Source organism: Stutzerimonas sp. Brlt_14 (genome assembly GCF_051948915.1).
In the GTDB taxonomy this organism is placed as follows: domain Bacteria; phylum Pseudomonadota; class Gammaproteobacteria; order Pseudomonadales; family Pseudomonadaceae; genus Stutzerimonas; species Stutzerimonas stutzeri.
In genome coordinates, this window is sequence record NZ_JAYJLM010000002.1 from 388385 (window position 1) to 410605 (window position 22221).

General features: G+C 66.8%; 18 protein-coding genes. 14 read left to right on the plus strand and 4 right to left on the minus strand.

The window, feature by feature from the left end:
* Positions 1–11: 11 nt before the first annotated feature.
* A complete protein-coding gene (gene hemH / locus VF716_RS05705) occupies positions 12–1037 on the minus strand; it encodes a ferrochelatase (RefSeq protein WP_440552169.1) in 1026 nt (341 codons plus the stop codon).
* Positions 1038–1112: 75 nt separating this feature from the next.
* A complete protein-coding gene (locus VF716_RS05710; protein ID WP_011913111.1) occupies positions 1113–2015 on the minus strand; it encodes a TIGR01777 family oxidoreductase in 903 nt (300 codons plus the stop codon).
* A 329-nt stretch (positions 2016–2344) separates the two neighbouring features.
* Between VF716_RS05710 and VF716_RS05715 the strand changes: the two genes are divergently transcribed.
* The 9 genes from VF716_RS05715 to VF716_RS05755 are packed head-to-tail and all read left to right on the plus strand — an operon-like array spanning position 2345 to position 11717.
* Positions 2345–3304, plus strand: coding sequence for a YbgA family protein (locus VF716_RS05715; protein WP_013982673.1), 960 nt, complete (start codon positions 2345–2347; stop codon positions 3302–3304).
* A 2-nt stretch (positions 3305–3306) separates the two neighbouring features.
* Entirely contained in the window at positions 3307–4242 is a 936-nt protein-coding gene (locus VF716_RS05720) for a MerR family transcriptional regulator (RefSeq protein WP_181090891.1), read from the plus strand.
* On the plus strand, positions 4239–5669 hold the full coding sequence (gene phrB, locus VF716_RS05725) for a deoxyribodipyrimidine photo-lyase (protein ID WP_125851338.1): 1431 nt from the start codon (positions 4239–4241) through the stop codon (positions 5667–5669). The genes VF716_RS05720 and phrB overlap by 4 nt, the downstream gene beginning before the upstream one ends.
* Positions 5666–6094, plus strand: coding sequence for a nuclear transport factor 2 family protein (locus VF716_RS05730; RefSeq protein WP_125842598.1), 429 nt, complete (start codon positions 5666–5668; stop codon positions 6092–6094). The genes phrB and VF716_RS05730 overlap by 4 nt, the downstream gene beginning before the upstream one ends.
* Positions 6091–6858: an SDR family NAD(P)-dependent oxidoreductase gene (locus VF716_RS05735; RefSeq protein WP_279643573.1), complete on the plus strand. Its 768-nt coding sequence runs from the start codon at positions 6091–6093 to the stop codon at positions 6856–6858. Before VF716_RS05730 ends, VF716_RS05735 begins: the two co-directional genes overlap by 4 nt.
* 2 nt (positions 6859–6860) lie before the next feature.
* Positions 6861–8108, plus strand: coding sequence for an NAD(P)/FAD-dependent oxidoreductase (locus tag VF716_RS05740; protein ID WP_234493293.1), 1248 nt, complete (start codon positions 6861–6863; stop codon positions 8106–8108).
* Positions 8105–8920 (plus strand): DUF1365 domain-containing protein, encoded by an 816-nt coding sequence (locus tag VF716_RS05745; RefSeq protein ID WP_234493292.1) that lies wholly within the window; start codon positions 8105–8107, stop codon positions 8918–8920. Before VF716_RS05740 ends, VF716_RS05745 begins: the two co-directional genes overlap by 4 nt.
* Positions 8907–10172: a class I SAM-dependent methyltransferase gene (locus tag VF716_RS05750; RefSeq protein WP_440552177.1), complete on the plus strand. Its 1266-nt coding sequence runs from the start codon at positions 8907–8909 to the stop codon at positions 10170–10172. Before VF716_RS05745 ends, VF716_RS05750 begins: the two co-directional genes overlap by 14 nt.
* A gap of 51 nt (positions 10173–10223) precedes the next feature.
* Positions 10224–11717 carry a methyl-accepting chemotaxis protein gene (locus VF716_RS05755; RefSeq protein ID WP_440552180.1) on the plus strand — a complete coding sequence of 498 codons (1494 nt, stop codon included), beginning with the start codon at positions 10224–10226 and terminating at the stop codon, positions 11715–11717.
* Between the two features lie 6 nt (positions 11718–11723).
* Here VF716_RS05755 and VF716_RS05760 read toward each other — a convergent pair whose 3' ends face one another.
* The gene (locus tag VF716_RS05760) at positions 11724–13052 is read right to left on the minus strand and encodes a coproporphyrinogen III oxidase (protein ID WP_234493289.1); all 1329 of its coding nucleotides are present in this window, start codon (positions 13050–13052) and stop codon (positions 11724–11726) included.
* A 206-nt stretch (positions 13053–13258) separates the two neighbouring features.
* On the opposite strand from VF716_RS05760, the gene VF716_RS05765 reads away from it, so the two are divergent.
* The 5 genes from VF716_RS05765 (at position 13259) to VF716_RS05785 (ending at position 20098) form a co-directional block, all read left to right on the plus strand.
* Entirely contained in the window at positions 13259–14017 is a 759-nt protein-coding gene (locus VF716_RS05765; RefSeq protein ID WP_440552184.1) for an SIR2 family NAD-dependent protein deacylase, read from the plus strand.
* Between the two features lie 375 nt (positions 14018–14392).
* Positions 14393–16951, plus strand: coding sequence for a nitrite reductase large subunit NirB (nirB, locus tag VF716_RS05770; protein ID WP_440552187.1), 2559 nt, complete (start codon positions 14393–14395; stop codon positions 16949–16951).
* Positions 16951–17334, plus strand: a complete 384-nt coding sequence (gene nirD, locus VF716_RS05775; protein ID WP_440552190.1) for a nitrite reductase small subunit NirD — start codon at positions 16951–16953, stop codon at positions 17332–17334. Before nirB ends, nirD begins: the two co-directional genes overlap by 1 nt.
* A gap of 166 nt (positions 17335–17500) precedes the next feature.
* Complete coding sequence (locus VF716_RS05780) at positions 17501–18313, plus strand: formate/nitrite transporter family protein (RefSeq protein ID WP_011913097.1); 813 nt, start codon at positions 17501–17503, stop codon at positions 18311–18313.
* A gap of 63 nt (positions 18314–18376) precedes the next feature.
* Positions 18377–20098 (plus strand): bifunctional protein-serine/threonine kinase/phosphatase, encoded by a 1722-nt coding sequence (locus VF716_RS05785; RefSeq protein ID WP_020306303.1) that lies wholly within the window; start codon positions 18377–18379, stop codon positions 20096–20098.
* On the opposite strand, the gene VF716_RS05790 is transcribed toward VF716_RS05785, so the two are convergent.
* Entirely contained in the window at positions 20095–22092 is a 1998-nt protein-coding gene (locus VF716_RS05790; RefSeq protein WP_020306302.1) for an ATP-dependent helicase, read from the minus strand. The two genes, VF716_RS05785 and VF716_RS05790, sit on opposite strands and share 4 nt — an antisense overlap.
* Positions 22093–22221 lie beyond the last annotated feature (129 nt).

Below are 22221 nucleotides of genomic sequence, written 5' to 3' on the forward strand. Positions count from 1 at the left end.
GCAGGCGAGGCTTACAGCGCCTGCGGCGCTCGGCTGCAGAGCTGGACCAGCGCCTGCACCCAATCCTCGTGGGTATTCAGGCACGGCACCAACACCAGCTCCTGGCCACCCGCCTCGATGAACTGCTCGCGTCCGCGATCACCGATCTCCTCCAGCGTCTCGATACAGTCGGAGACGAACGCCGGGCACATCACCAGCAGCTTCTTCACGCCCTGCTCGGCCAGTTCGTCCAGGCGCGTCTCGGTGTAGGGTTCGATCCACTTGGCACGCCCCAGTCGCGACTGGAACGACACCGACCACTGATCCCTGCGCAGCCCGGCACGCGTAGCGAAGCCCTCGGCAGTGCGGATGCACTGGGCGCGGTAGCAAGTGGCGAGCACGGCACCTTCGGCACGCTGGCAGCAGTCGTCACCCTTCAGGCAATGCGCACCGGTAGGATCGGACTTGTGCAGGTGCCGCTCCGGCAGCCCATGGAAGCTCAGCAGCAGATGATCGAAGCCCTGCTGCAGGTGCGGCATGGCGCTGGCCACCAGCGCGTCGAGGTATTCCGGCTGATCGTAGAAGGGCTGCAGGATCGACAGCTTGAGATCCAGCCCGTGCTCGCGGATGACCCGGCGCGCTTCCTGGATGACGGTCGTCGTGGTGCTGTCGGCAAACTGCGGATAGAGCGGTGCGAGGGCCACCTGGGTGATGCCCTGTCCGGCCAGGCGCTTCAGCGCCCCTTCGATCGACGGCTCGCCATAGCGCATCGCCAGTTCCACCGGGCCCTTTGTCCAATGCGGTTTCACCGCCTCCTGGAGTCGGCGGCTGAGCACCACCAGCGGCGACCCTTCCGGCCACCAGATCGAGGCATAGGCATGTGCGGACTGCTCGGGCCGCTTGATCAGGATCATCGAGACCAGCAGGCGGCGCAGCGGCCACGGCAGATCGACCACGTACGGGTCCATCAGGAACTGGTTGAGGTAGCGGCGCACATCGGCGACGTCCGTGGAGGCTGGCGAACCCAGATTGACCAACAACAACGCCTGCTCTGTCATGCAAACTTCCTGACTACGTTAAAGGATGGCGCCTTGCTCCAGGCAGGCGCGCTATTTTCACACAGGGTGCACCGCTCAGGGGTGCGTCAATAAGTCGGCCAGCGCCGAGTCCAGATCGGTGAAGCGAAAGCTGTAGCCCTCCTCCTGCAGCCGCTGCGGCTGGGCGTGCTGGCCACCGAGCAGCAACCCGGCAAGTTCGCCGAGCAAAGGCTTGAGCAGCGCTGCCGGAACCGGCAGCAACGCCGGTCGATGCAGGCAGCGGGAAAGGCTGCGAGTGAACTCCAGGTTGCGTACCGGCGTCGGTGCGCAGGCATTGTACGGGCCGCTGGCCGCCGGCTGCCGCAGAAGAAAATCAATCAGACCGATTTGGTCTTCGATATGAATCCAGGGCATCCACTGCCGGCCATTGCCCAGCCGGCCACCCAGCCCCAGGCGAAACGGTGGCAGCAAGCGCTGCAGGAAGCCGCCATCACGCGCCAGCACCAGCCCGGTGCGTATCAGCACCACGCGAATACCCAACACCGCGGCCTCGCTGGCGCGCTCTTCCCAGGCGTTGCACAGCTGGCTGGCGAAGTCGGCGGTGACCGGCTGATCAGCTTCGGTCAGGCGGTGCTCGCCGCCGTCGCCGTACCAGCCGACTGCCGAGCCAGAGATCAGCAGCGCCGGCTTCTGCTCGCGCCGGCCCAACCACTCCACCAGTTCCTCGGTCAGCCTCACTCGGCTGTCCCAGAGCAGGCTCTTGCGTGCCTTAGTCCAAGGTCGGTCGGCTATGGGCGCACCGGCCAGGTTCACCACGGCATCCAGCGCTACCGCATCGAGCTGCTGCAGGCTGCCGACGCCCTTTACCTCGGCGCCGCACAGCTGCGCCACACGCTGCGGTGAGCGGCTCCAGACCCAGAGTCGATGCCCGTCGGCCTGCCAGCGACGACACAGCGCCCGCCCGATCAACCCGGTACCGCCGGTGAGCAAGATGTTCATGGTGAGCTCCTGTTGCGCTGCGCGCTGTGCTGGTCGACCCGCCTCAACTACAGCATACACCTATACACGATGATTCGAATGTACAGCTGATGGCGCCCCGTTCGTTGCAGAAAGAGCCGCCACCGTCGGTACCGCAGGGAGCCTGAAGCGCGTATTGACGGCCCGCCAAGGATGCGACACCGCGTTGCTGAGCGTTATTCTGCCGGCAGCCGCCTTCTTGTACAAGAAAAGTCGCAAGATCTTGTACACCACATATTGACTTGTACAAGCCGAAGAATATGATGGCATCAAGTTGTACAGAAATTCATCTTGTACAAGAGGTTGTCATCATGCACACCACGCTCCCCACCCCCCGAATCGGAATCAGCGCCTGCCTGCTCGGCAACCCGGTGCGGTTCAATGGCGGCCACAAGGAATCGCGCCTGTGCAGCGAGACACTGGCACAGCATTTCGAATTCGTGCCGGTCTGCCCGGAAGTGGCCATCGGTCTCGGCACGCCGCGTGAACCGATCCGCCTGGTGGGCGATGCCGATGCGCCGCGTGCGGTCGGTACGGTGCGCCCGGAGCTGGACGTGACTGACGCGCTGTCCGCCTACGGTCGGCAGATCGCCGAGCAGCTGCACGACATCAGCGGCTACATCCTGATGCAGAAGTCGCCGTCCTGCGGCATGGAGCGGGTCAAGGTCTATGCCGCCAACGGCCACACCCTGCCCGGCGGTGGCACCGGCGTGTTCGCCCAGGCCTTGATGCAGGCACGCCCCGATCTGCCGATCGAGGAGGATGGACGACTGAACGATGCCGTGCTGCGCGAGAACTTCCTCACCCGCGTCTACGCCTACGCCGACTGGCAGCGCCTGCTGCAGACCGGTCTGAGCCGTCGCGCCATCGTCGATTTCCACTCGCGCTACAAGTACCAGCTCATGGCCAGCAATCCGCTGGAATACAAGGCGCTCGGCCGACGGGTCGCGGCCCTGGCCGAGCACGCGCTGGAAGATTTCGCCCCAGGCTACTTCAGCCAGCTGATGCGGGCGCTGAAGAAGCCCGCCACTCGCGGCACGCATTGCAACGTGCTGCTGCACCTGAGCGGCTACCTGAAGGATGCCCTCGGATCGGACGACCGCCGTGAACTGCGCCGGCTGATCGACCAGTACCGCGAAGGCGTGATTCCGCTGGTAGTGCCGCTGACCTTGCTCAAGCACCACTTCCGCCGTCACCCGGACCACTACATCGCGCGCCAGGCCTACCTGCAGCCGCACCCCGAAACACTCAGTCTGCGTAACGGAATCTGACCATGATCGAACCAACGGACCTGGCGCAGCTGACCGCCGACGGCCTGCTGCCCATCCGCGAAGTGGCCCGCATCACCGGCGTAAACGCCGTGACCCTGCGCGCCTGGGAGCGCCGCTACGGGCTTATCGTGCCGCTGCGCACGGCCAAGGGGCACCGGCTGTACGACGACACCCACATCGAGCGCATCCGTGACATCGTCACCTGGCTCAATCGCGGCGTGGCGGTCAGCCAGATCAGGACACTGCTCGGCACCAGCACGCCGCCGGAGCTGCCGCAGCAGAATCAGTGGTCTGCACTGCTCGACGAGCTCTTGCAGGCGATCGATCGCTTCAGCGAACGGCAGCTGGATGACACCTTCAACCGCGCGGTCGCCCTTTACCCGCCGCGCACGCTTTTCCAGCACCTGCTGCAGCCGCTGCTCGAAGCCCTGGAGCGTCGCTGGCAGGGCCAGTACGGCGCATCGCTGGAGCGCGTGCTGTTCCACTCCTGGCTGCGCAGCAAGCTGGGCAGCCGCATCTATTTCAACAATCGCCAGCAGGCAGGCCGCCCGTTGCTGCTGGTCAATCTCGACCAGGACAGCTTCACGCCCGGCCTCTGGCTGAGCGCCTGGCTGGTCTCCAGCACCGACTGCCCGGTGGAAGTCATCGAATGGCCGGTACCGCTCAACGAGCTGAGTCTGGCCGGCGAACGCATTCGGCCGCGCGCCGTCCTGCTGTATGCCAGCAACAGCCTGCCGGGCCTTTGCCTGCAGCGAGACCTGCCGCGCCTGCTCGAACAGAGCGGCGCACCGCTGTTCATGACCGGCCCGGCCGTGCACATCCACGCGCCGGTGCTGCAGGGCCAGCGTGGCCTGACACTGGCCCACGATCCGCTGAGCGCCCTGCAGTGCCTGCAGCACGCCGGCCTGTTGCCCGGCAGCGAGGGAGGTGCCGCATGACGCAGCTGATCTGGCTGCGCAGCGATCTGCGCACGAGCGACAACACCGCCCTGGCGTCTGCCATGGCCGCCGGCCCTACCGTCGCGGTCTACCTGATCACGCCCGGCCAGTGGCTCGCCCATGACGATGCCGCCTGCAAGGTGGACTTCTGGCTACGCAACCTCGTCGAGCTGGCGGGCCGGCTGCAGGCGCTCAATGTGCCGCTGCTGATTCGCGACGTAGAGGAATGGCAGGCCGCACCCGACGCTTTGCTCAAGCTCTGCCAGGAGCTGGCCGTGCAGCGCCTGCACTACAACGACGAATACGGCGTCAACGAGCAGCGCCGTGACCATGCCGTTGCCGCCCGGCTGCGGGCCGCCGGCATCGACGTGCGCGGCTATCTCGACCAGCTGCTGTTCGCGCCGGGTAGCGTGCTCACCCAGTCGGGTGGCTACTTCAAGGTGTTCGGTCAGTTCCGCCGCGCCTGCCTTGCACGCCTGGCGATGTCGCTGCCGGCGTGCGTCGCGCCACCGGCCCCGCAGCAACCCATGACCGTCGCCAGCGACGTGCCGCCGGACGAGGTGCGCGGCTTCGATCGGCCGAGCAACTACCTGCGCACGCTGTGGCCCGCCGGCGAAACCTTCGCCCAGCACCGCCTGGCGGCATTCATCGAAGACGATCTGCAGCAGTACCACCAACGCCGCGATCTGCCGGCCGAACCCGGCACCAGTCAGCTGTCGGCTTATCTCGCGGCTGGTGTCATCTCCATCCGCCAGTGTCTGCACGCGGCCGTGGCAAGCAACCGCGGCGAGCTGGACAGCGGGAGCGCCGGCGCCACCACCTGGATCAACGAGCTGCTCTGGCGTGAGTTCTACAAGCACATCCTGGTCGGCTATCCGCGGGTCTCGATGCACCGCGCCTTCCGCGCCGAGACCGAAGCGCTGCCGTGGCGCCGCGCGACCGACGAGCTGCAGGCCTGGCAAGAGGGCCGCACCGGTTTTCCGATCATCGATGCGGCGATGCGGCAGCTGCGGGAAACCGGCTGGATGCACAACCGCCTGCGCATGGTCACGGCCATGTTCCTCAGCAAGAACCTGCTGATCGACTGGCGCGAGGGCGAGCGCTGGTTCATGCGCCACCTGATCGACGGCGATCTGGCCGCCAACAACGGCGGCTGGCAGTGGAGCGCGTCCACCGGAACCGACTCGGTGCCCTACTTCCGCCTGTTCAACCCCATCAGTCAGTCACAGCGCTTCGACCCGGACGGCCAGTTCCTGCGCCGCTGGCTGCCGGAACTGCAGGGACTGGGCAAGCGCGAGATACACAACCCGTCCGCGCAGCGCAGCCTGTTCGGCAAGGCCGATTACCCGGCACCGATCATCGACCTCGGGGAAAGCCGCGCGCGAGCCCTGGACGCCTTCCGCAACCTGCCGGACGTCCGGCCATGAGCAGCTTTCTGCATCGCTTCGCGGCCGAGTTCGCCAGTCTGGATGCCGACAAGCTGGAGCGCCTGGGCGAGCTCTACAGCGATGACGTGCATTTCACCGACCCGCTGCACGAGGTGGTCGGCCTGATTGAACTGCAGCGTTATTTCGCCGAACTGTACGCCAACGTCGAGCAGCTGAATTTCGAGTTCATCAGCCACGACCAGGTGTGCGAGGGACAGGGCTACCTGCGCTGGCTGATGAGCTTTCGCCACCCGCGCCTCAATCGCGGCCAGCTGATCAGCCTGGAAGGGTGCTCGCTGTTGCGCTGGAACGCCGACGGCAAGGTGGAGCGACATCGCGACTATTTCGATGCCGGCGCGCTGCTCTACCAGCACGTGCCGCTGCTCGGCTCGGCGATCCGCTGGCTGCAGCGGAGACTGGCATGAATCTCTCGCGACGGATCTGGCTGACCGGTGCCAGCAGCGGCATCGGCCTCGAACTGACACGTCTGCTGCTGGCCGAGGGGCATTGTCTGGCGCTATCGGCACGTCGCGCCGAGCCGCTGCTGGCGTTTGCCCGACGCTATCCGGGGCGGGTACTGGCACTGCCTGGCGACCTCACCGACAGCGAACAGGTACGTGCCATCGGCGCGGCGATCGAGTCGCACTGGGGCGCGCTGGACAGCGTGATCCTCAATGCCGGCAGCTGCGAGTACATCGACGCCCGGCATTTCGAGGCGGCCCTGCTGCAGCGGGTCGTGCAGACCAACCTGTTGTCCGCCGGCCATTGCATCGAGGCTGCACTGCCCCTGCTGCGGCAGGGGGTGCGCCCGCATCTGGTCGGCATCGGCAGCTCGGTGACCTGGCTGCCGCTGCCGCGCGCCGGAGCCTACGGCGCCTCGAAGGCCGCGCTGCGCTACCTGCTCGAATCGCTGCGTCTGGACCTGGCTGGCGAAGGCATCGACGTCACGCTGGTCAGCCCAGGGGTCGTAGATACACCGCTGACCCGTCGCAACGACTTTCCCATGCCCATGCGCTGGCCGGTGGACAAGGCTGCACGACAGATCGCCCGGCGCCTGGAACGCCGCCCGCTGCACATCGCCTTTCCCGCACCGTTCATCGCCGTGCTGCGCCTGTTCTCGCACCTGCCCGCGCGCCTGCAGTTCGCCCTCGGTCGGCGACTGGCGCGCACGCCTCTCAAGGAAGGATAACCATGAAGATCGCCATCATCGGCAGCGGTATTGCCGGTCTCACCTGTGCGCATCTGCTGGCCCGCCAGCACGCCGTCACCGTGTTCGAGTCGGCCAGCTGGATCGGCGGCCACACTCATACGGTGGACGTGCGCCTGCACGGACGCGACTACGCGGTGGACACCGGCTTCATCGTCTTCAACGACTGGACCTACCCCAACTTCATCAAGCTGCTGGGCCAGCTCGGAGTCCGCTACAAGCCCACCGAGATGAGCTTCTCGGTCTGCGACCCCCAGCGGGACCTGGAATACAACGGGCACAGCCTCAACACCCTGTTCGCTCAGCGCAGCAACCTGCTCTCGCCCCCCTTCTGGGGCATGCTGCGCGACATCCTGCGCTTCAATCGCGAGGCGCTGGACGACTACCACAACGGTCGCATCACCCCTCAGGTCACCCTTGGCAGCTACCTCCGACTCGGTCGCTACAACCAGCGCTTCATCGATCACTACATCGTGCCCATGGGTGCGGCGATCTGGTCGATGTCGCCGGCCGACATGCTGGAGTTTCCGCTGGAGTTCTTCATCCGCTTCTGCAAGAACCACGGGCTGCTGTCGGTGAACGACCGCCCGCAGTGGTACGTGGTCGAGGGCGGATCGAGCGCATACGTGTCACCGCTGACCAAGGGCTTCAGCCAGCATATCCGCCTCAACTGTCCGGTGTTCGAGGTGCTGCGCGACGAGCATGGCGTGACGATCCAGAGCCCGGCCGGTGCCGAGCGTTTCGACAAGGTGATCTTCGCCTGCCACAGCGACCAGGCGCTGCGCCTGCTGGCACAGCCGAGCCAGGCGGAACGCGACATCCTCGGCGCCATCGGCTACGCCGGTAACGACGTGGTGCTGCACACCGATATCCGCCTGCTGCCCAGGCGCCCGCGTGCCTGGGCCAGCTGGAACTACCGTCTCGGCGGACCGAGCCAGCAGCCGGCAGCCGTCACCTACAACATGAACATCCTGCAGGGTATCGACGCGCCACAGACTTTCTGCGTCAGCCTCAACCAGACCGACGCCATCGATCCGGAGCAGATTCTCGCGCGCTTCACCTACGCCCATCCGCAGTACAGCCTTGCCGGCGTCGCCGCCCAGGCCCGCGCCGAAGAGCTGCAGGGTGCCAACCACAGCTACTTCTGCGGCGCCTACTGGGGCAACGGCTTCCATGAGGACGGCGTGGTCAGTGCCCTGCGCGTCGCCGCAGCCTTCGGAGCCGCGCTGTGAACGGCGCCATCGTACACAGCGCGCTGTACCGCGGCTGGGTGCAGCACCGGCGTTTCGCGCCGCGCGCCCATGCGTTCAGCTACCGCATGGGGCTGCTCTATCTGGACCTGGCCGAGCAGGATGCGGTGCTCGGCCTTTCACCGCTAAGTGGCCGTGGGCGCTTCGCCCCCTTCTCCTTCCGCGAGCGCGACTACCTGCCGGAGTACACCGGACAGGGCATCGCACTGGCCGATGCCGTGCGCAAACGCGTGAGCGAAGCGCTGGGTCGACCGGTCACCGGCGCGGTGCGCCTGCTGACCCAGCCGCGCAGCTGGGGCTTGTGCTTCAACCCGGTCAGTTTCTTCTATTGCTTCGATGAACAGGAGCAGCTCGCCGCGGTGCTCTGCGAGGTGAGCAACACGCCCTGGCGAGAGCGTTATCACTACGTACTGCCGGCCAACGGCAACCGCAGTCTGCGCTGCAGCGTGGCCAAGACCTTCCACGTCTCGCCGTTCCTGCCGGAGGCCCTGGAGTACCGCATGCGCTTCAACCCGCCGGGCCGGCGCATCGGCGTGCACATGGAGGACTGGCAGGGCGAACAGAAGCTGTTCGACGCCACCCTCGGCCTGGAACGCCAGCCGCTTGGCCGCGGCGCCGTGCATCGCTATCTGTTCGGTTTCCCCTGGATGACCGCCAAGACCCTGCTCGCCATCTATTGGCAGGCGCTGCGCCTGCTGCTCAAGCGCACGCCGATCTTCAACCATCGGCCCCCGACGAAGCCGTTCGGGTTGGCCGTTACCCACTCCACAGGAGGCCGCCATGAAGAGCCCTAGCCTGACCGTCAAAGCCCACCCGCTGGCCGGGATGGGACTGGCCGCCGGCCTGCTGCGCCGCACCGTGCTGCATCAGCTGTACAAGCTGCGTCACGGTCAACTGACGCTGCACCACGGGGATCAGCAGCAGCTGTTCGGTGACCTGGCAAGCCCGCTGAAGGCCGAGATCCATGTGCTCGACGCCGGTCTCTGGGGATTGGTGGCCGCACGCGGCTCCATCGGCGCGGGCGAGGCGTACATCCATGGTTACTGGACCAGCCCTGACCTGACCGCCGTGATCCGCCTGTTCGTTGCCAACCTGGATGTGCTGGACAGCATCGAGCGCGGCGCGCTGGCGCTGTTCGGCCAGCCGGTGATCAAGGCGCTGCACTGGCTCAACCGCAACACCCGCGCCAGTTCGCAGCGCAATATCGCCGCGCATTACGACCTGGGCAACGAGCTGTTCGAGCGCTTCCTCGATCCGACCATGATGTACTCGGCGGCCATGTTCGCCACGCCCGAGCAGAGCCTGGAGCAGGCCCAGCTGCACAAGCTGGAGCGCATCTGCGCGCAGCTCGATCTGCAAGCCGACGATCATTTGCTGGAGATCGGTACCGGCTGGGGCAGCATGGCGCTGTATGCCGCGATCCACCATGGCTGCCGGGTGACCACCTCGACGCTGTCGCACGAGCAGTTCGCCTATACCCAAAGGCGCATCGAGGAAGAGGGTCTGCAGGACCGCATCACGCTGCTGCTCAAGGACTACCGCGATCTCGAAGGACGATTCGACAAGCTGGTTTCCATCGAGATGGTCGAGGCCGTGGGGCATGACTTTCTGCCAGGCTACTTCCGCCAGTGCGCGCGGCTGCTCAAGGACGACGGCCTGATGCTGCTGCAGGCGATCACCATCCGCGACCAGCGTTACGAGCAGGCGCGGCGCAATGTCGATTTTATCCAGCGCTACATCTTTCCCGGCGGCGCCCTGCCCTCGCTGCAGCGCATGCTCGATGTCGCCACGCAGCACACCGATCTGAACCTGCTGCACATGGAGGACTTCGGCGAGCACTACGCGCGCACCCTGCGCCTGTGGCACGAGAACTTCCGCCAGGCGCGCGGCGAGCTGGAGCGCCACGGTTACGACGAGCAGTTCTACCGCCTGTGGGAGTTCTACCTGTGCTACTGCGAAGGCGGCTTTCTCGAGCGCGCCATCGGCACCGCACAGCTGCTGCTGGGTAAACCGGGCACTCGTCGGAAACCCCTCTATGTCGGGTAATTCGGCGCCTCGGCTGCCGATAACCAGACTGCACATCATCCGGAGTCACCCATGAGCACCGATAGCGTCACGCTGCAAGCGCACTACCTCAAGGCCGACCGCATCATGCTCGGCGTGATCTGGTTTCTGCTGGCCTATTCCTGCGGGATCGCGGCGTTCTATGGCAACTGGGCACAGGCGCTGGTCATCGGCGGGCTGACCGCCATCTCGATGACCGCGCTGTACCTGCTGATTCCTGGCCAGCGTCTGTTGCGCTGCCTGATCGGTGCCGCGTTCATGGTGCTGGCCGCACTGCAGATCAACCAGGCCCATGGTCTGCTGGAAATGCATTTCGGCATCTTCGCCCTGCTGGCATTCCTGGTGTACTACCGCGACTGGCTACCGATCGTCGTCGCGGCCGCCACCATCGCGGTGCATCACCTGAGCTTCTTCGCCCTGCAGCAACAGGGCGCGGGCGTCTATCTGGTGCCGGACGGAACCTGGGGCGTGGTGTTCCTGCATGCCTTCTACGTGGTACTGGAAAGCGCCATCCTCATCTACCTGGCGATCCGCGCCAATGCCGAAGCCCGCGAAGGCGAAGCCCTGCTCGGCGCCGCTGCCGCCATCACCGCGCATCCCGAGCGCATCGACCTGAGCTGCCGCAGCCGCGCCAGTGGCCCGGTCACCCAGCGCTTCAATCATATGCTGGACCAGCTCGGCGAACTGGTCGGCGCGGTGGTGCGCGACACTGCAGGCCTGGACGGCACCGCGGCCAACCTGAGCACGGCGACACGCCAGCTGCGCGAGGGCGCCAGCCGCCAACTGGACGAAACCGCCTATATGGTCGAGGCGATGCAACAGATGACGGTGGCCATCGACGACGTCGCCGGCCATGCCGATCGCGCCGCCCAGGCCGCACAGGGTGCGAGTCGCAAGGCCGGTGACGGTCGCCTGGCGGTCAGCGGCGTGCGCAACGAGATCGGCACCCTGGCCGAACATGTCGAGGGTACCGACCGCGTGGTGCAGGATCTGGCGGCACAAGCGGAGCAGATCGATCGCGTGCTGGAAGTGATCCGCAACATCGCCGAACAGACCAACCTGCTGGCCCTCAACGCTGCCATCGAGGCGGCGCGCGCCGGCGAACAGGGGCGCGGGTTCGCCGTGGTGGCCGACGAGGTGCGCAGCCTGGCGCGCAAGACTGCCGCCTCCACCAGCGAAATCCAGGGCATCATCAGCCGACTGCAGCAGGGCAGTCGCCAGGCCACCGAAGCGATGCACGACAGCCGCGCCAGCGTTGCCCGTTGCGTCAGCAGCAGCCAGGACACCACCGCCCTGCTCGACGCCATCGCCAATGAGATCGAAGCCATCAGTCAGATGAACGAGATGATCGCCGCGGCCACTCACGAGCAGACTGCCGTTTCGGCGGACATGGGCCGTCACCTGCAGAGCGTGCAGCAAGTGGCCGAGCGCAACGCCGGGGATGCCAGCGCGCTGGACAGCGGCGGTCGCCAGCTGCACGAGCTGGCCGGCCGCCTCGGCAGCCTGGGTGGTCGCTTCGCCCTGTAACGGCCCTCAGCGCCGCGCGGTGTTACCGGCCGAGTGGCCGATGGTCACCGCGCCAGGCTGCTCGAAGGCCGCGCAGACTGCCGCGACCAGCAACCGCGCCTGCGCTGGAACCCGCAGCCCGCTGTCGTCCAGCACGATCACACCATCGGCGTGCAGCTGGCGCAGCGCCGGCCAGTGCTGCGCATAGCGCTGACGCACATCGACGCCGCTTTGCAGGCTCAGGACGTCGAAATCCAGCGCGAAGGTGCAGAGCAGGCGCTCGAGCAGCAGGCGGTGCAACGGATCGATGTGATTGGCATGCAGGCCGCGAACGCAGGGCAGCTGGCCCTGATCGAGCGCCCGCTGGTAGGCCGGCACGCGATCGGCGTTCTGGCAGAACAGGCCGCCCACCCGGCTGACGGCGCCGACGCCGAAGCCCAGGTGGTCGCAGTCGCCATGCAGGCTGTAGCCGCAGAAGTCATGGTGCAGCGCGCCGATCTCCTGGGCCATGGCCAGGTCGTCATGCGGCAGCACGAACTTGCCCAGGCCGATGTAGCGGTAGCCCGCAGCGCTCAACTGCTCCACCCCGTGCCGGTACATCGCCAGGGTGTCGGTCGGCGACGCGAGGCCGGGGCGGCCGACACCGGCCGGCACGGCGTCACGGTAATCGAACATGGTGACCTGATCGGGCGCGAGCTCGATGATCGAAGCCAGCTTCCGGGCGAAGCTCGACGGGGTCTGCCAGGAGCGACCGTAGCCGAGGTCCAGGTTCACCGAGCGATAGTGCAGCGCATGTGCCGCCTCGATCACCGCGCGGATGCGGGCCGAGCTGCGGAAGTACTCCACCGTGCCGCCATCGTCGGCGCGCAGGTCCGGTACCGCGACGCTGAGCTGATTGAAGCCCAGCTCGTGCAGCGCACCGATCAGCGGCCAGTCGACATGGGCCAGCTCCACCTCGGCCAGGAAACTGCCGGCATGGGGTTCGACGAAGGCGAAGCGGCGCTTGAGCTGGCTGAGCAGGCGGCGCAGCGCCTCGATACCGAGGGTGCCGACGCTCAGGCGCAGCTGTTCGACCGCCTGCAGTGGCCCGGCGTGACAGCCGAGCTGCTCGATCTCGCGTTCGAGCCGCTGCAGGTAAGCCGCCGCGGCGTCGGGCTGCAGGCCGGCGCCGTCCGGCTGATGAATGGAGAGGGAGAGCGGCCGTCCGCCGCGGCGACTTTCGCGCAGGGCGCGCAACAGGTCCAGCGGTGCGACACGGTCGCTGAAATCGACCGCAGCCGGATAGCTGCAGTGCAGCTGCCCGAACTGTCCGTAACGTTGTACCAAGGCCTCGTCCCAGGTCACTGAGCCAAGCATAAGCGCCTCCCACCCCCGAATCTCGCGTACTCGGCATCATCCGGGAGCGGAGCCAGGCGGCTTTGACGCCCGTCAAGTAGGTGACAGATGGGCCCAGCGAGCAGCCGGACGGTAGCCACCCGCCCCGCAATCGGTGCAGCGCAACCTTTGGCAAGCCCGTCACACGGTGCTATTGATGTCCGACCAGCCAGCCACCGGAGCCGCCCGTGATCCCCTCTTCCCTGCTCAGCGCCCTGCGTTCGGCGCGCCATGTCGTGGTGTTCACCGGTGCCGGTGTCTCCGCCGAGAGCGGCATCCCGACCTTTCGCGATGCGCTCACCGGCTTGTGGGAGCGTTTCGATCCGGGCGAACTGGCCACTGCCGACGCCTTTCGTCACGACCCGGCTCTGGTCTGGGGCTGGTACGAGTGGCGCCGGATGAAGGTTCTCCAGGCCCGGCCGAACCCCGCGCACATGGCCATCGCCGAGCTCGCCGGCCATGTGCCGCAGCTGACGCTGATCACGCAGAACGTCGACGACCTGCACGAACGTGCCGGCAGCCGCGAGGTGATCCATCTGCACGGCAGCCTGCACCGGCCACGCTGCTTCGCCTGCGCCCGTGAGCCGGCCGAGCCGCTGCCCGCACCGGACGAACCCGAAGCCGGACGTCGTCTCGAACCGCCGCGCTGCCACCACTGCGGCGGACGCCTGCGGCCCGGCGTGGTCTGGTTCGGCGAGAGCCTGCCGGGCGATGCGTTGCGCGCCGCGTTCGCCGCTGCCCAGGCGTGCGACCTGCTGCTGTCGGTCGGTACCTCAGGGGTTGTCTATCCCGCCGCTGAAGTGCCACATCTGGCGCGGGCCGCCGGCGCCACGCTGGTGCATATCAACCCACAGGGCGAGGCGCCGCAGAGTGCGCACGAACACCTGCTCGCGCTGCCCGCCGGCCAGGCCTTGCCGCAGCTGGTTCGCGAGGCTTTCGGCGGCTGACCGTCGCGCGAATCGCCCCAAAGCAGTGAGCGCACAGCCCTTTTCGCACCGAAGTGGTTCAACCGCCTCGCGCGGCCGGCGGCGGACAAGCCCGCGCAGGCCCGCCGGCCGGGGGCTGCAGCGGTGCCCCGGCATAGCTGGCACGCAACCTGCTAATTCCCTTGCAACAGCTGCCAGCACGGCAGCACGTCCCAGGCGGTCAGCGACGACCGCCCGCCAGCAGGCACGGGACCGGGTGAACCAGGCAACGACGCCAGGCCAATCACCCCCACAACATTTTTGAAACCAGGCAAAGGCGCCTGGAGCTGACCCCAGCTCCAGGCGCCTTTTTGCGTTTTGCCGGCCGCGTGCCGCAGCCGCTCGAGAGGAAAGGCTATGAGTTCAACCGTCACCCCGCTCAAGCACGAGACATTGGTCATCGTCGGCAACGGCATGGTCGGGCATCACTGCATCGAACAGCTGATCGAACAGGACGCCCTCGCCCGCTACGACGTGCACGTGTTCGGCGAGGAGCGCCAGCGCGCCTACGATCGCGTACACCTGTCCGAGTACTTCGGCGGCCGCGATGCCGAGTCGTTGGCGATGTGCGAAGCCGACTACTACAGCCGCCACGGCGTACAGGCCCACCTGGGCGAGCAGGTGCTGGAGATCGACCGCGAGCGCAAGGAAGTGGTCACCGGCAACGGCCGCCAGCCCTACGACAAGCTGATCCTGGCCACCGGCTCCTACCCCTTCGTGCCGCCGATTCCCGGTGCCGAAGGCAACTCGCGGCTGGTCTACCGCACCCTCGAGGATCTCGACGGCATTCGCGCGGCCGCAACCGGCGCACGCCGCGGTGTGGTGGTCGGCGGAGGCCTGCTCGGCCTGGAAGCAGCCAATGCGCTGAAGTCGCTGGGGCTGGAAGCCCATGTGGTGGAATTCGCCCCGCGGCTGATGCCGGTGCAGCTGGACGATGCCGGCGGCGCAGCGCTGAAGGCGCGCATCGAGGCGCTGGGTGTCGGCGTGCACCTGTCGCGTGCCACCCAGGAAATCATCGTCGGCGAGCAATACGCCTACCGCATGGTCTTCCAGGACGGCGAATTTCTTGAAACCGACCTGATCGTCTTCTCCGCGGGCATTCGCCCGCAGGACGCCCTGGCCCGTGACTGCGACCTGGAACTGGCGGCACGCGGCGGCGTGGTAGTCGACAGTGAATGCCGTACCTCGGACCCGGTGATCTTCGCCATCGGCGAATGCGCCAGCTGGAACGGCAGCGTGTTCGGCCTGGTCGCCCCGGGCTACAGCATGGCCCGCTGCGTTGCCGCGCAACTGGCCGACGCAGCGCACACGCCCTTCCTCGGTGCCGACATGTCGACCAAGCTCAAGCTGCTCGGCGTGGATGTCGGCTCCATCGGTGACGCCCATGGCGCGACCCCGGGCAGCCGGAGCTACCGTTTCATCGACGAGGCCAGCGCCAGCTACCGTCGCCTGATCGTCTCCGCCGATGGCAAGCGCGTGCTGGGCGCCGTGCTGGTAGGCGACAACAGCTACTACGACACCCTGCTGCAGTACGCGCAGAACGGCATCAAGCTGCCGGCCGATCCGTCCGGCCTGATCCTGCCGCAGACCGAGGGCGCGCCGACGCTTGGTCCGGACGCCCTGCCGGCCAGCGCGACCATCTGTTCCTGCCACAACGTCAGCAAGGGCGCGGTGTGCTGCCAGGTCGACGCTGGCGTCACCGACCTCGGCGAGCTCAAGGCCGCAACCAAGGCGGCCACCGGCTGCGGCGGTTGCAATGCCCTGCTCAAGCTGGTGTTCGACGCCGAACTGGCGGCGCGCGGCGTGGCGGTGGACAAGAGCCTCTGCGAACACTTCGCCTACACCCGCCAGGAGCTCTACGGCATCGTCCGCGTCGAGGGCATCCAGAGCTTCGCCGAACTGCTGGCCAAGCACGGCCGCGGCCATGTCGGTTGCGACATCTGCAAGCCGACGGTGGGTTCGATCCTGGCCTCGTGCTGGAACCAGCCGATCACCGATCCGGCGCTGATTCCGCTGCAGGACACCAACGACACCTTCATGGCCAACATGCAGAAGAACGGCACCTACTCGGTGGTGCCGCGCATCCCGGGTGGTGAGATCACCCCCGAGGGGCTGATCGCCATCGGCCAGGTGGCGAAGAAATACGACCTCTACACCAAGATCACTGGCGGCCAGCGCATCGACCTGTTCGGCGCTCAGTTGCACGAACTGCCGGACATCTGGGGCGAGCTGATCGCCGCCGGCTTCGAAACCGGCCACGCCTACGGCAAGAGCCTGCGCACAGTGAAGTCCTGCGTCGGCAGCACCTGGTGCCGCTACGGTGTGCAGGACAGCGTCGGCATGGCGCTGCGCCTGGAGGACCGCTACAAGGGCCTGCGTGCGCCGCACAAGATCAAGTTCGCCGTATCGGGTTGTACCCGCGAATGCGCCGAGGCGCAGAGCAAGGACATCGGTGTGATCGCCACCGACAAAGGCTGGAACCTCTACATCTGCGGCAACGGCGGCATGCGCCCGCGGCATGCCGAATTGTTCGCCACCGATCTCGATGACGAAACGCTGATCCGCATCATCGACCGCGTCTTGATGTTCTACGTGCGCACCGCCGACAAGCTGCAGCGTACCTCGGTCTGGCGCGAAAGCCTGGAAGGCGGCCTGGACTACCTGAAGGACGTCATCCTCGACGACAGCCTGAACCTCGCCGCCGAGCTGGAGAGCCAGATGCAGCACGTGGTCGACAGCTACCAGTGCGAATGGGCCAACGCCATCTCCGATCCGGAGAAGCTCAAGCGCTTCCGCACCTTCGTCAACGACGGGCGCGCCGACCCGGACATCCACTTCGTCAAGGAGCGTGGCCAGCGTCGGCCGGTGCGCGCCAGCGAACTTCACCTGATCCCACTTACCCAGGAGGTGCTCTGATGAGCCAGTCCAACATCGTTCGTCTTGACTCCCGCTCCAACGCGCAGGCGGCCTGGCAGACGCTGTGCAGCCGTGCCGATCTGGTCGCCAATTCCGGTGTGGTGGCCTGGCACGATGGCGCCCAGGTGGCGCTGTTCCACCTGCCTGACAACGCCGACGGCGAGCAGCTGTTCGCCATCGAGAACCGCGACCCCAAGTCTGGCGCCAACGTCATCGGCCGCGGCATCGTCGGCAGTCTCAAGGGCGAACTGGTGATCGCCTCGCCGCTGTACAAGCAGCACTTCCGCCTGGCCGATGGCAGCTGCCTGGAGTACCCGGAGCAGCGCCTGCAGGTCTGGCCGGTGCGCCTGATCGGCGACGAGGTACAGATCGCCGCGGGCTGATCGCCGCCCGTTGCCCGGGCAACGTCCCTTGCACACCGCAGCGATCCTGCGGGAGCGGCCTTGACCGCGAAGCTGACCCGACTCGCCAGCCACCCACATCGCTCAGCCAGCGCCCCGCGGCCGCCGTCGCGGGCCTGGCCCCCTACTGCCATTCAGAGAGACCGACATGTCCTACATCATCCCTTCCGAGTTCGTCACCAAGATGGTGGACGCCGGCGAATCGAAGATCTTCATGTCCACCCGCGACACCCTGATCCGCGGCTTCATGGCCGGCGCGATCCTGGCTCTTGCCGCGGTGTTCGCGGTCGCGGTGACCGTGCAGACCGGCTCGCCGCTGGTGGGTGCCATGCTGTTTCCGGTGGGCTTCGTAATGCTCTACCTGATGGGTTTCGACCTGCTCACCGGGGTCTTCATGCTGACGCCGCTGGCGCTGCTGGACCGCCGCCCGGGCGTGACCGTGGGCGGCATCCTGCGCAACTGGGGCTGGGTGTTTCTCGGCAACTTCGGCGGCGCGCTGGTGGTGGCCTTCATGATGGCCTTCGTCTTCACCATGGGCTTTTCCACCGAACCCGGACCTATCGGCGAGAAGATCTCGCACATCGGAGAGGATCGCACGCTGGGCTACGCCGAGTTCGGCGCGGCGGGCTGGGCGACCATCTTCCTGCGCGGCATGCTGTGCAACTGGATGGTTTCGATGGGCGTGGTCGGCGCGATGATCTCCACCTCGGTCAGCGGCAAGGTCATCGCCATGTGGATGCCGATCATGCTGTTCTTCTTCATGGGCTTCGAGCATTCGGTGGTGAACATGTTCCTGTTCCCCTCGGCGATGATCATGGGCGGCGACTTCTCGGTCATGGACTACATGGTCTGGAACGAGATCCCCACCGCGCTGGGTAACCTGGTGGGCGGCCTGGCCTTCACCGGCCTCACGCTCTACACCACCCACGTACGCACCGCGCCCAAGCGCAGCGTCTACTGATCGGGAGTGCGGCCGAGAGCCCCGGTTGCGCATTGGCGTCCGGGGCTTTCGTGCAGATCGAAGATGCCCAGCCAACTCGTCATCTCCCTCGGCCAGCATTCGGATGCCGGACGCAAGCCGCTCAATCAGGACTTTCACGGCGCCTGCATTCCCACCGACGCGCAGCTCGCCAGCAAGGGCATCGCCATCGCACTGGCCGATGGCATCAGCAGCAGCGAGGTCAGCCATATCGCCAGCGAAACCGCGGTGGCGAGCTTTCTCTCCGACTACTTCTGCACCTCCGACGCCTGGTCGGTGAAACAGTCGGCGCAGCGCGTGCTGGTGGCAGTCAACTCCTGGTTGCATGCGCAGACCCGCCAAGGCCCTTACCGCTATGACCGCGACCGCGGCTATGTCTGCACCTTCAGTGCGCTGGTGCTCAAGGGCGGCAGCGCGCACCTGTTCCACATCGGCGATGCGCGCATCCATCGCTTGCGTGAAGGCGCCCTCGAACAGCTGAGCGAGGATCACCGCGTGCGTGTCAGCGCCGAAACCAGCTATCTCGGCCGCGCCCTGGGCATCAACCCGCATCTGGAAATCGACTACCGCAACCTCCCGCTGGCACTGGGCGACCTGTTCCTGCTCGCCACCGACGGCGTGTACGAGCACCTCGATCCGCGCGCGATGGCCGATATCATCGCGACCCATGCCGACGACCTGGACGCTGCAGCGAGGCAGCTGGTCGAGCAGGCGCTGGTCAACGGCAGCGATGACAACCTCACCGTGCAGCTGGTGCGCATCGACAGCCTGCCCGAGCAAGCGGCCGACGACGTGCAGCGCCAGCTCGGCGAACTGGCCCTGCCGCCGCTGCTGGAGCCGCGCATGCAGTTCGACGGCTACCGCATCGTTCGCCAGCTGCATGCCAGCAGCCGCAGCCATGTGCATCTGGCTGTCGACGAAAAGAGCGGCGCGCAGGTGGTGCTGAAGACGCCGTCGCTCGATCTGCGTGGCGACCCGGCCTATCTCGAGCGCTTCCTTCTCGAGGAATGGATCGCCCGGCGCATCGACAACCCTCACGTGGTCAAGGCCTGCCCGCCGCCACGCCGGCGGCACTACCTGTACACGGTCAGCGAATTCATCGAAGGGCAGACGCTCGCGCAGTGGATGCTCGACCACCCGACGCCGGACCTGACCACCGTACGCGGCTTCGTCGAACAGATCGCCCGCGGCCTGCGCGCCTTTCACCGCCTGGAAATGCTGCATCAGGACCTGCGCCCGCAGAACCTGCTGATCGATGCCACCGGCACGCTGAAGATCATCGACTTCGGCTCGACACGGGTTGCCGGGCTCGCCGACCAACAGGCCCCGGATCCGCAGGAGGCGCTGCTCGGCACCGCCGCCTACACCGCGCCGGAGTATTTCCTTGGGGAGGCGGGCTCGCCGCGTTCGGATCAGTTCTCCCTCGCGGTGATCGCCTACCAGCTGCTCAGCGGTCGCCTGCCCTATGGCACCGATGTCTGCAAGGCACGCACCCTGGCCGCGCAGAAGCGCCTGCACTACCGCTCGGTACGCGACGCCCAGCGCGAGATCCCGGCTTGGGTCGACGAGGTACTGGCCAAGGCGCTGCATCCCGATCCACGGCGGCGCTACGCCGATCTGTCCGAGTTCGTCTTCGAGTTGCGCCAGCCCAACCCGGCGCTGCTCAACCGCACTCGCCCACCCTTGCTGGAACGCAACCCGCTGCTGTTCTGGAAAGGCCTGTCGCTGCTGCTGGGGTTGACGGTCGTTGCCCTGCTGCTGCGCTAGCCGCGCGGTCGCAACAGTGCCGTCGCGCCCTGCGCCTTGCGCGTGTACCAGAGCACCCGACTGACGCCGCGGGTGATCGCCACATAGGCCAGGCGCAGACTCTCGTCGGCCATCGCCTGGTCATAGCTGTTGCGAAAGAACCCGCAGTACGCATACAGCGCATTGCGCAGCGGGTGCGGCTGCGGTGGCAGGCAGTCGTCGACGACGATGGCGACCTCCGCCTGCAGGCCCTTGGCGCGATGGATGGTATAGGCCTTGACCGGCAGCTTGCGATCCAGCTCGGCCTGGATGGCGCGCAGCGTGTCGTTGCGTCGGCCAAGCAGCAGCACCGCGGTGCGCTCGCGGCTGCCACGCTCGACGACGTGGGCGCATTGCGCCTTTATCTCGGCGACCAGTTGTGCCAGCCCACCGTTCAGCTCGAAACCGGTGACCAGCCGGACGCCGTGGTCACCCGGTTGCATGGGCCGGTTCGGCCGACTGGTCTTGGCCTGTTTGAAGCGCACACCAGCCAGCACCGCCTCGCCATCGCGAATCACCGGTTCGATGGAACGGTAGTTGGTTTCCAGCAGCAGCGTTTCGCTGCCCTTGGCGCCACGCCGCGGGAAGTGCCGGTCGAACTCCATGAACAGCTCCGGCGAACTGCCGCGCCAGCCGTAGATCGACTGCCAGTCGTCACCGATGGCCATCAGGCTCGGGCTCGAACCCTGGCGGGCCAGCTGCCGATGCAGCGCCTGCAACCACTTGACGATCTGCGGCGAGATGTCCTGAAACTCGTCGATCAGCAGGTGCTGGAACGGTGCGAGGCTCGCCGGCGGTACGCCGTCAGCGGCGGTCAGGCGCTCGCCGAGCTGCTGGAACGCGGCGTTGAAGGTCTGCAGACCTTGCTCGCGCAGCACCGCCTGGAAACAGCCGTGGAACGCGATCAGTGCCTCGATGAACTGGCGCTCGCGGGATGTGCATTCGAGTCCGGACGGCTGCAGGCGATCGATGCGCAGGCCGATGCTCTCGATGAATCCGGCCTGCACGTGAAACGCCTCGTACAACGGCAATGCCGCGAACTCGCCGGCCAGGCTGAAGGGCTTCTCCGGCGCCTTTGGCGCGGCACGCCTGCCCTTGGCAGGCTCGACCGCCGGCCCGGGCAGATCGAGCAGCCGGTGCACCTGCTCGCGAAAATCCGGCTGCTCGGCATAGCAACGCTGGTAGGCCTGCTTGAGCAGGCGCTGTTGTGCCGGACGCAACCGTGCATTCGCCAGCGGGTTGTCCGGCTCGTCGCCCGCGGCAGCCTTGTCGTCCAGCTGCTCGAACCACCGCGCCGTGCCGAGCACTTCGCGCGCCAGCTGTGCCATGGCCGAGTGGAAGGTGCGCACGCACTGGCGCGCCTGGCGCTCGTCGAACGGGAACTGCCAGAACGCCAGGACCCGCAGCAGCTGCTCGCGCAGCTGCCCACAGGAGGCATTGGTGAAGGAGATCACCGTCAGCCGTCCCGGCTCGATGCCCAGGTGGCAGAGCATGAATACCACGCGCAGCAGCAAGGTGGTCGACTTGCCTGAACCGGCGCCGGCAAAGATGCGCGTCAGCGGGCTGCGCCCCAGGATCATCGCCCACTGTTCCTCCGACGGCGCGCTGACGATACCGGCTGCCACCGCCTGCTCGACACGCTCGCGCATGGCACGAACCTGGCCCTCGTCCACCTTCAGCGCGGCCGCCGGGTAGATGCCCTGCGCAGCCGCTCGCCGGGGTTTGGCGGGGCCGCCTTCCTTGGCGTCCGCCTTGGCTGCCGACTTCGGCTTGGCCTTGCCCTTGGCGCCCCTGGGCTTGCCCTGGGCCTTGCCACTGCGCTTGCCCGTGGACTGCGGTTGCGCCTTGTCCGGCCCATGCCCCCAGCGACGGAACAGCAGCTCGTCCTCGTCGCGCAGATGGGCCGAGGTGCGTGGAAAGCAGCGCTTCAGCACCCCGGCGACCAGGGACCTGTAGCGCTTGACGGCAGAAAGCATCGGAAATTCACCGTGACCATTCACATATCATTGATATGGTAAGGGTTTTTCCCTGTACTCTGGCTGCCGCGGGAACGAACGGCAGGCAAACTCGCTGAGATGAGGCGCCGGGCAGCTTCGCCTGCAGGA

Coding starts and splice junctions, on each gene's coding strand:
- VF716_RS05750 (WP_440552177.1), top strand. CDS start 8,907: ATGAAGAGCCCTAGCCTGACCGTCAAAGCCCACCCGCTGGCCGGGATG.
- VF716_RS05785 (WP_020306303.1), top strand. CDS start 18,377: ATGCCCAGCCAACTCGTCATCTCCCTCGGCCAGCATTCGGATGCCGGA.
- VF716_RS05740 (WP_234493293.1), top strand. CDS start 6,861: ATGAAGATCGCCATCATCGGCAGCGGTATTGCCGGTCTCACCTGTGCG.
- VF716_RS05720 (WP_181090891.1), top strand. CDS start 3,307: ATGATCGAACCAACGGACCTGGCGCAGCTGACCGCCGACGGCCTGCTG.
- phrB (WP_125851338.1), top strand. CDS start 4,239: ATGACGCAGCTGATCTGGCTGCGCAGCGATCTGCGCACGAGCGACAAC.
- VF716_RS05760 (WP_234493289.1), bottom strand. CDS start 13,052: ATGCTTGGCTCAGTGACCTGGGACGAGGCCTTGGTACAACGTTACGGA.
- nirB (WP_440552187.1), top strand. CDS start 14,393: ATGAGTTCAACCGTCACCCCGCTCAAGCACGAGACATTGGTCATCGTC.
- VF716_RS05710 (WP_011913111.1), bottom strand. CDS start 2,015: ATGAACATCTTGCTCACCGGCGGTACCGGGTTGATCGGGCGGGCGCTG.
- VF716_RS05790 (WP_020306302.1), bottom strand. CDS start 22,092: ATGCTTTCTGCCGTCAAGCGCTACAGGTCCCTGGTCGCCGGGGTGCTG.
- VF716_RS05730 (WP_125842598.1), top strand. CDS start 5,666: ATGAGCAGCTTTCTGCATCGCTTCGCGGCCGAGTTCGCCAGTCTGGAT.
- VF716_RS05755 (WP_440552180.1), top strand. CDS start 10,224: ATGAGCACCGATAGCGTCACGCTGCAAGCGCACTACCTCAAGGCCGAC.
- nirD (WP_440552190.1), top strand. CDS start 16,951: ATGAGCCAGTCCAACATCGTTCGTCTTGACTCCCGCTCCAACGCGCAG.
- VF716_RS05780 (WP_011913097.1), top strand. CDS start 17,501: ATGTCCTACATCATCCCTTCCGAGTTCGTCACCAAGATGGTGGACGCC.
- hemH (WP_440552169.1), bottom strand. CDS start 1,037: ATGACAGAGCAGGCGTTGTTGTTGGTCAATCTGGGTTCGCCAGCCTCC.
- VF716_RS05735 (WP_279643573.1), top strand. CDS start 6,091: ATGAATCTCTCGCGACGGATCTGGCTGACCGGTGCCAGCAGCGGCATC.
- VF716_RS05715 (WP_013982673.1), top strand. CDS start 2,345: ATGCACACCACGCTCCCCACCCCCCGAATCGGAATCAGCGCCTGCCTG.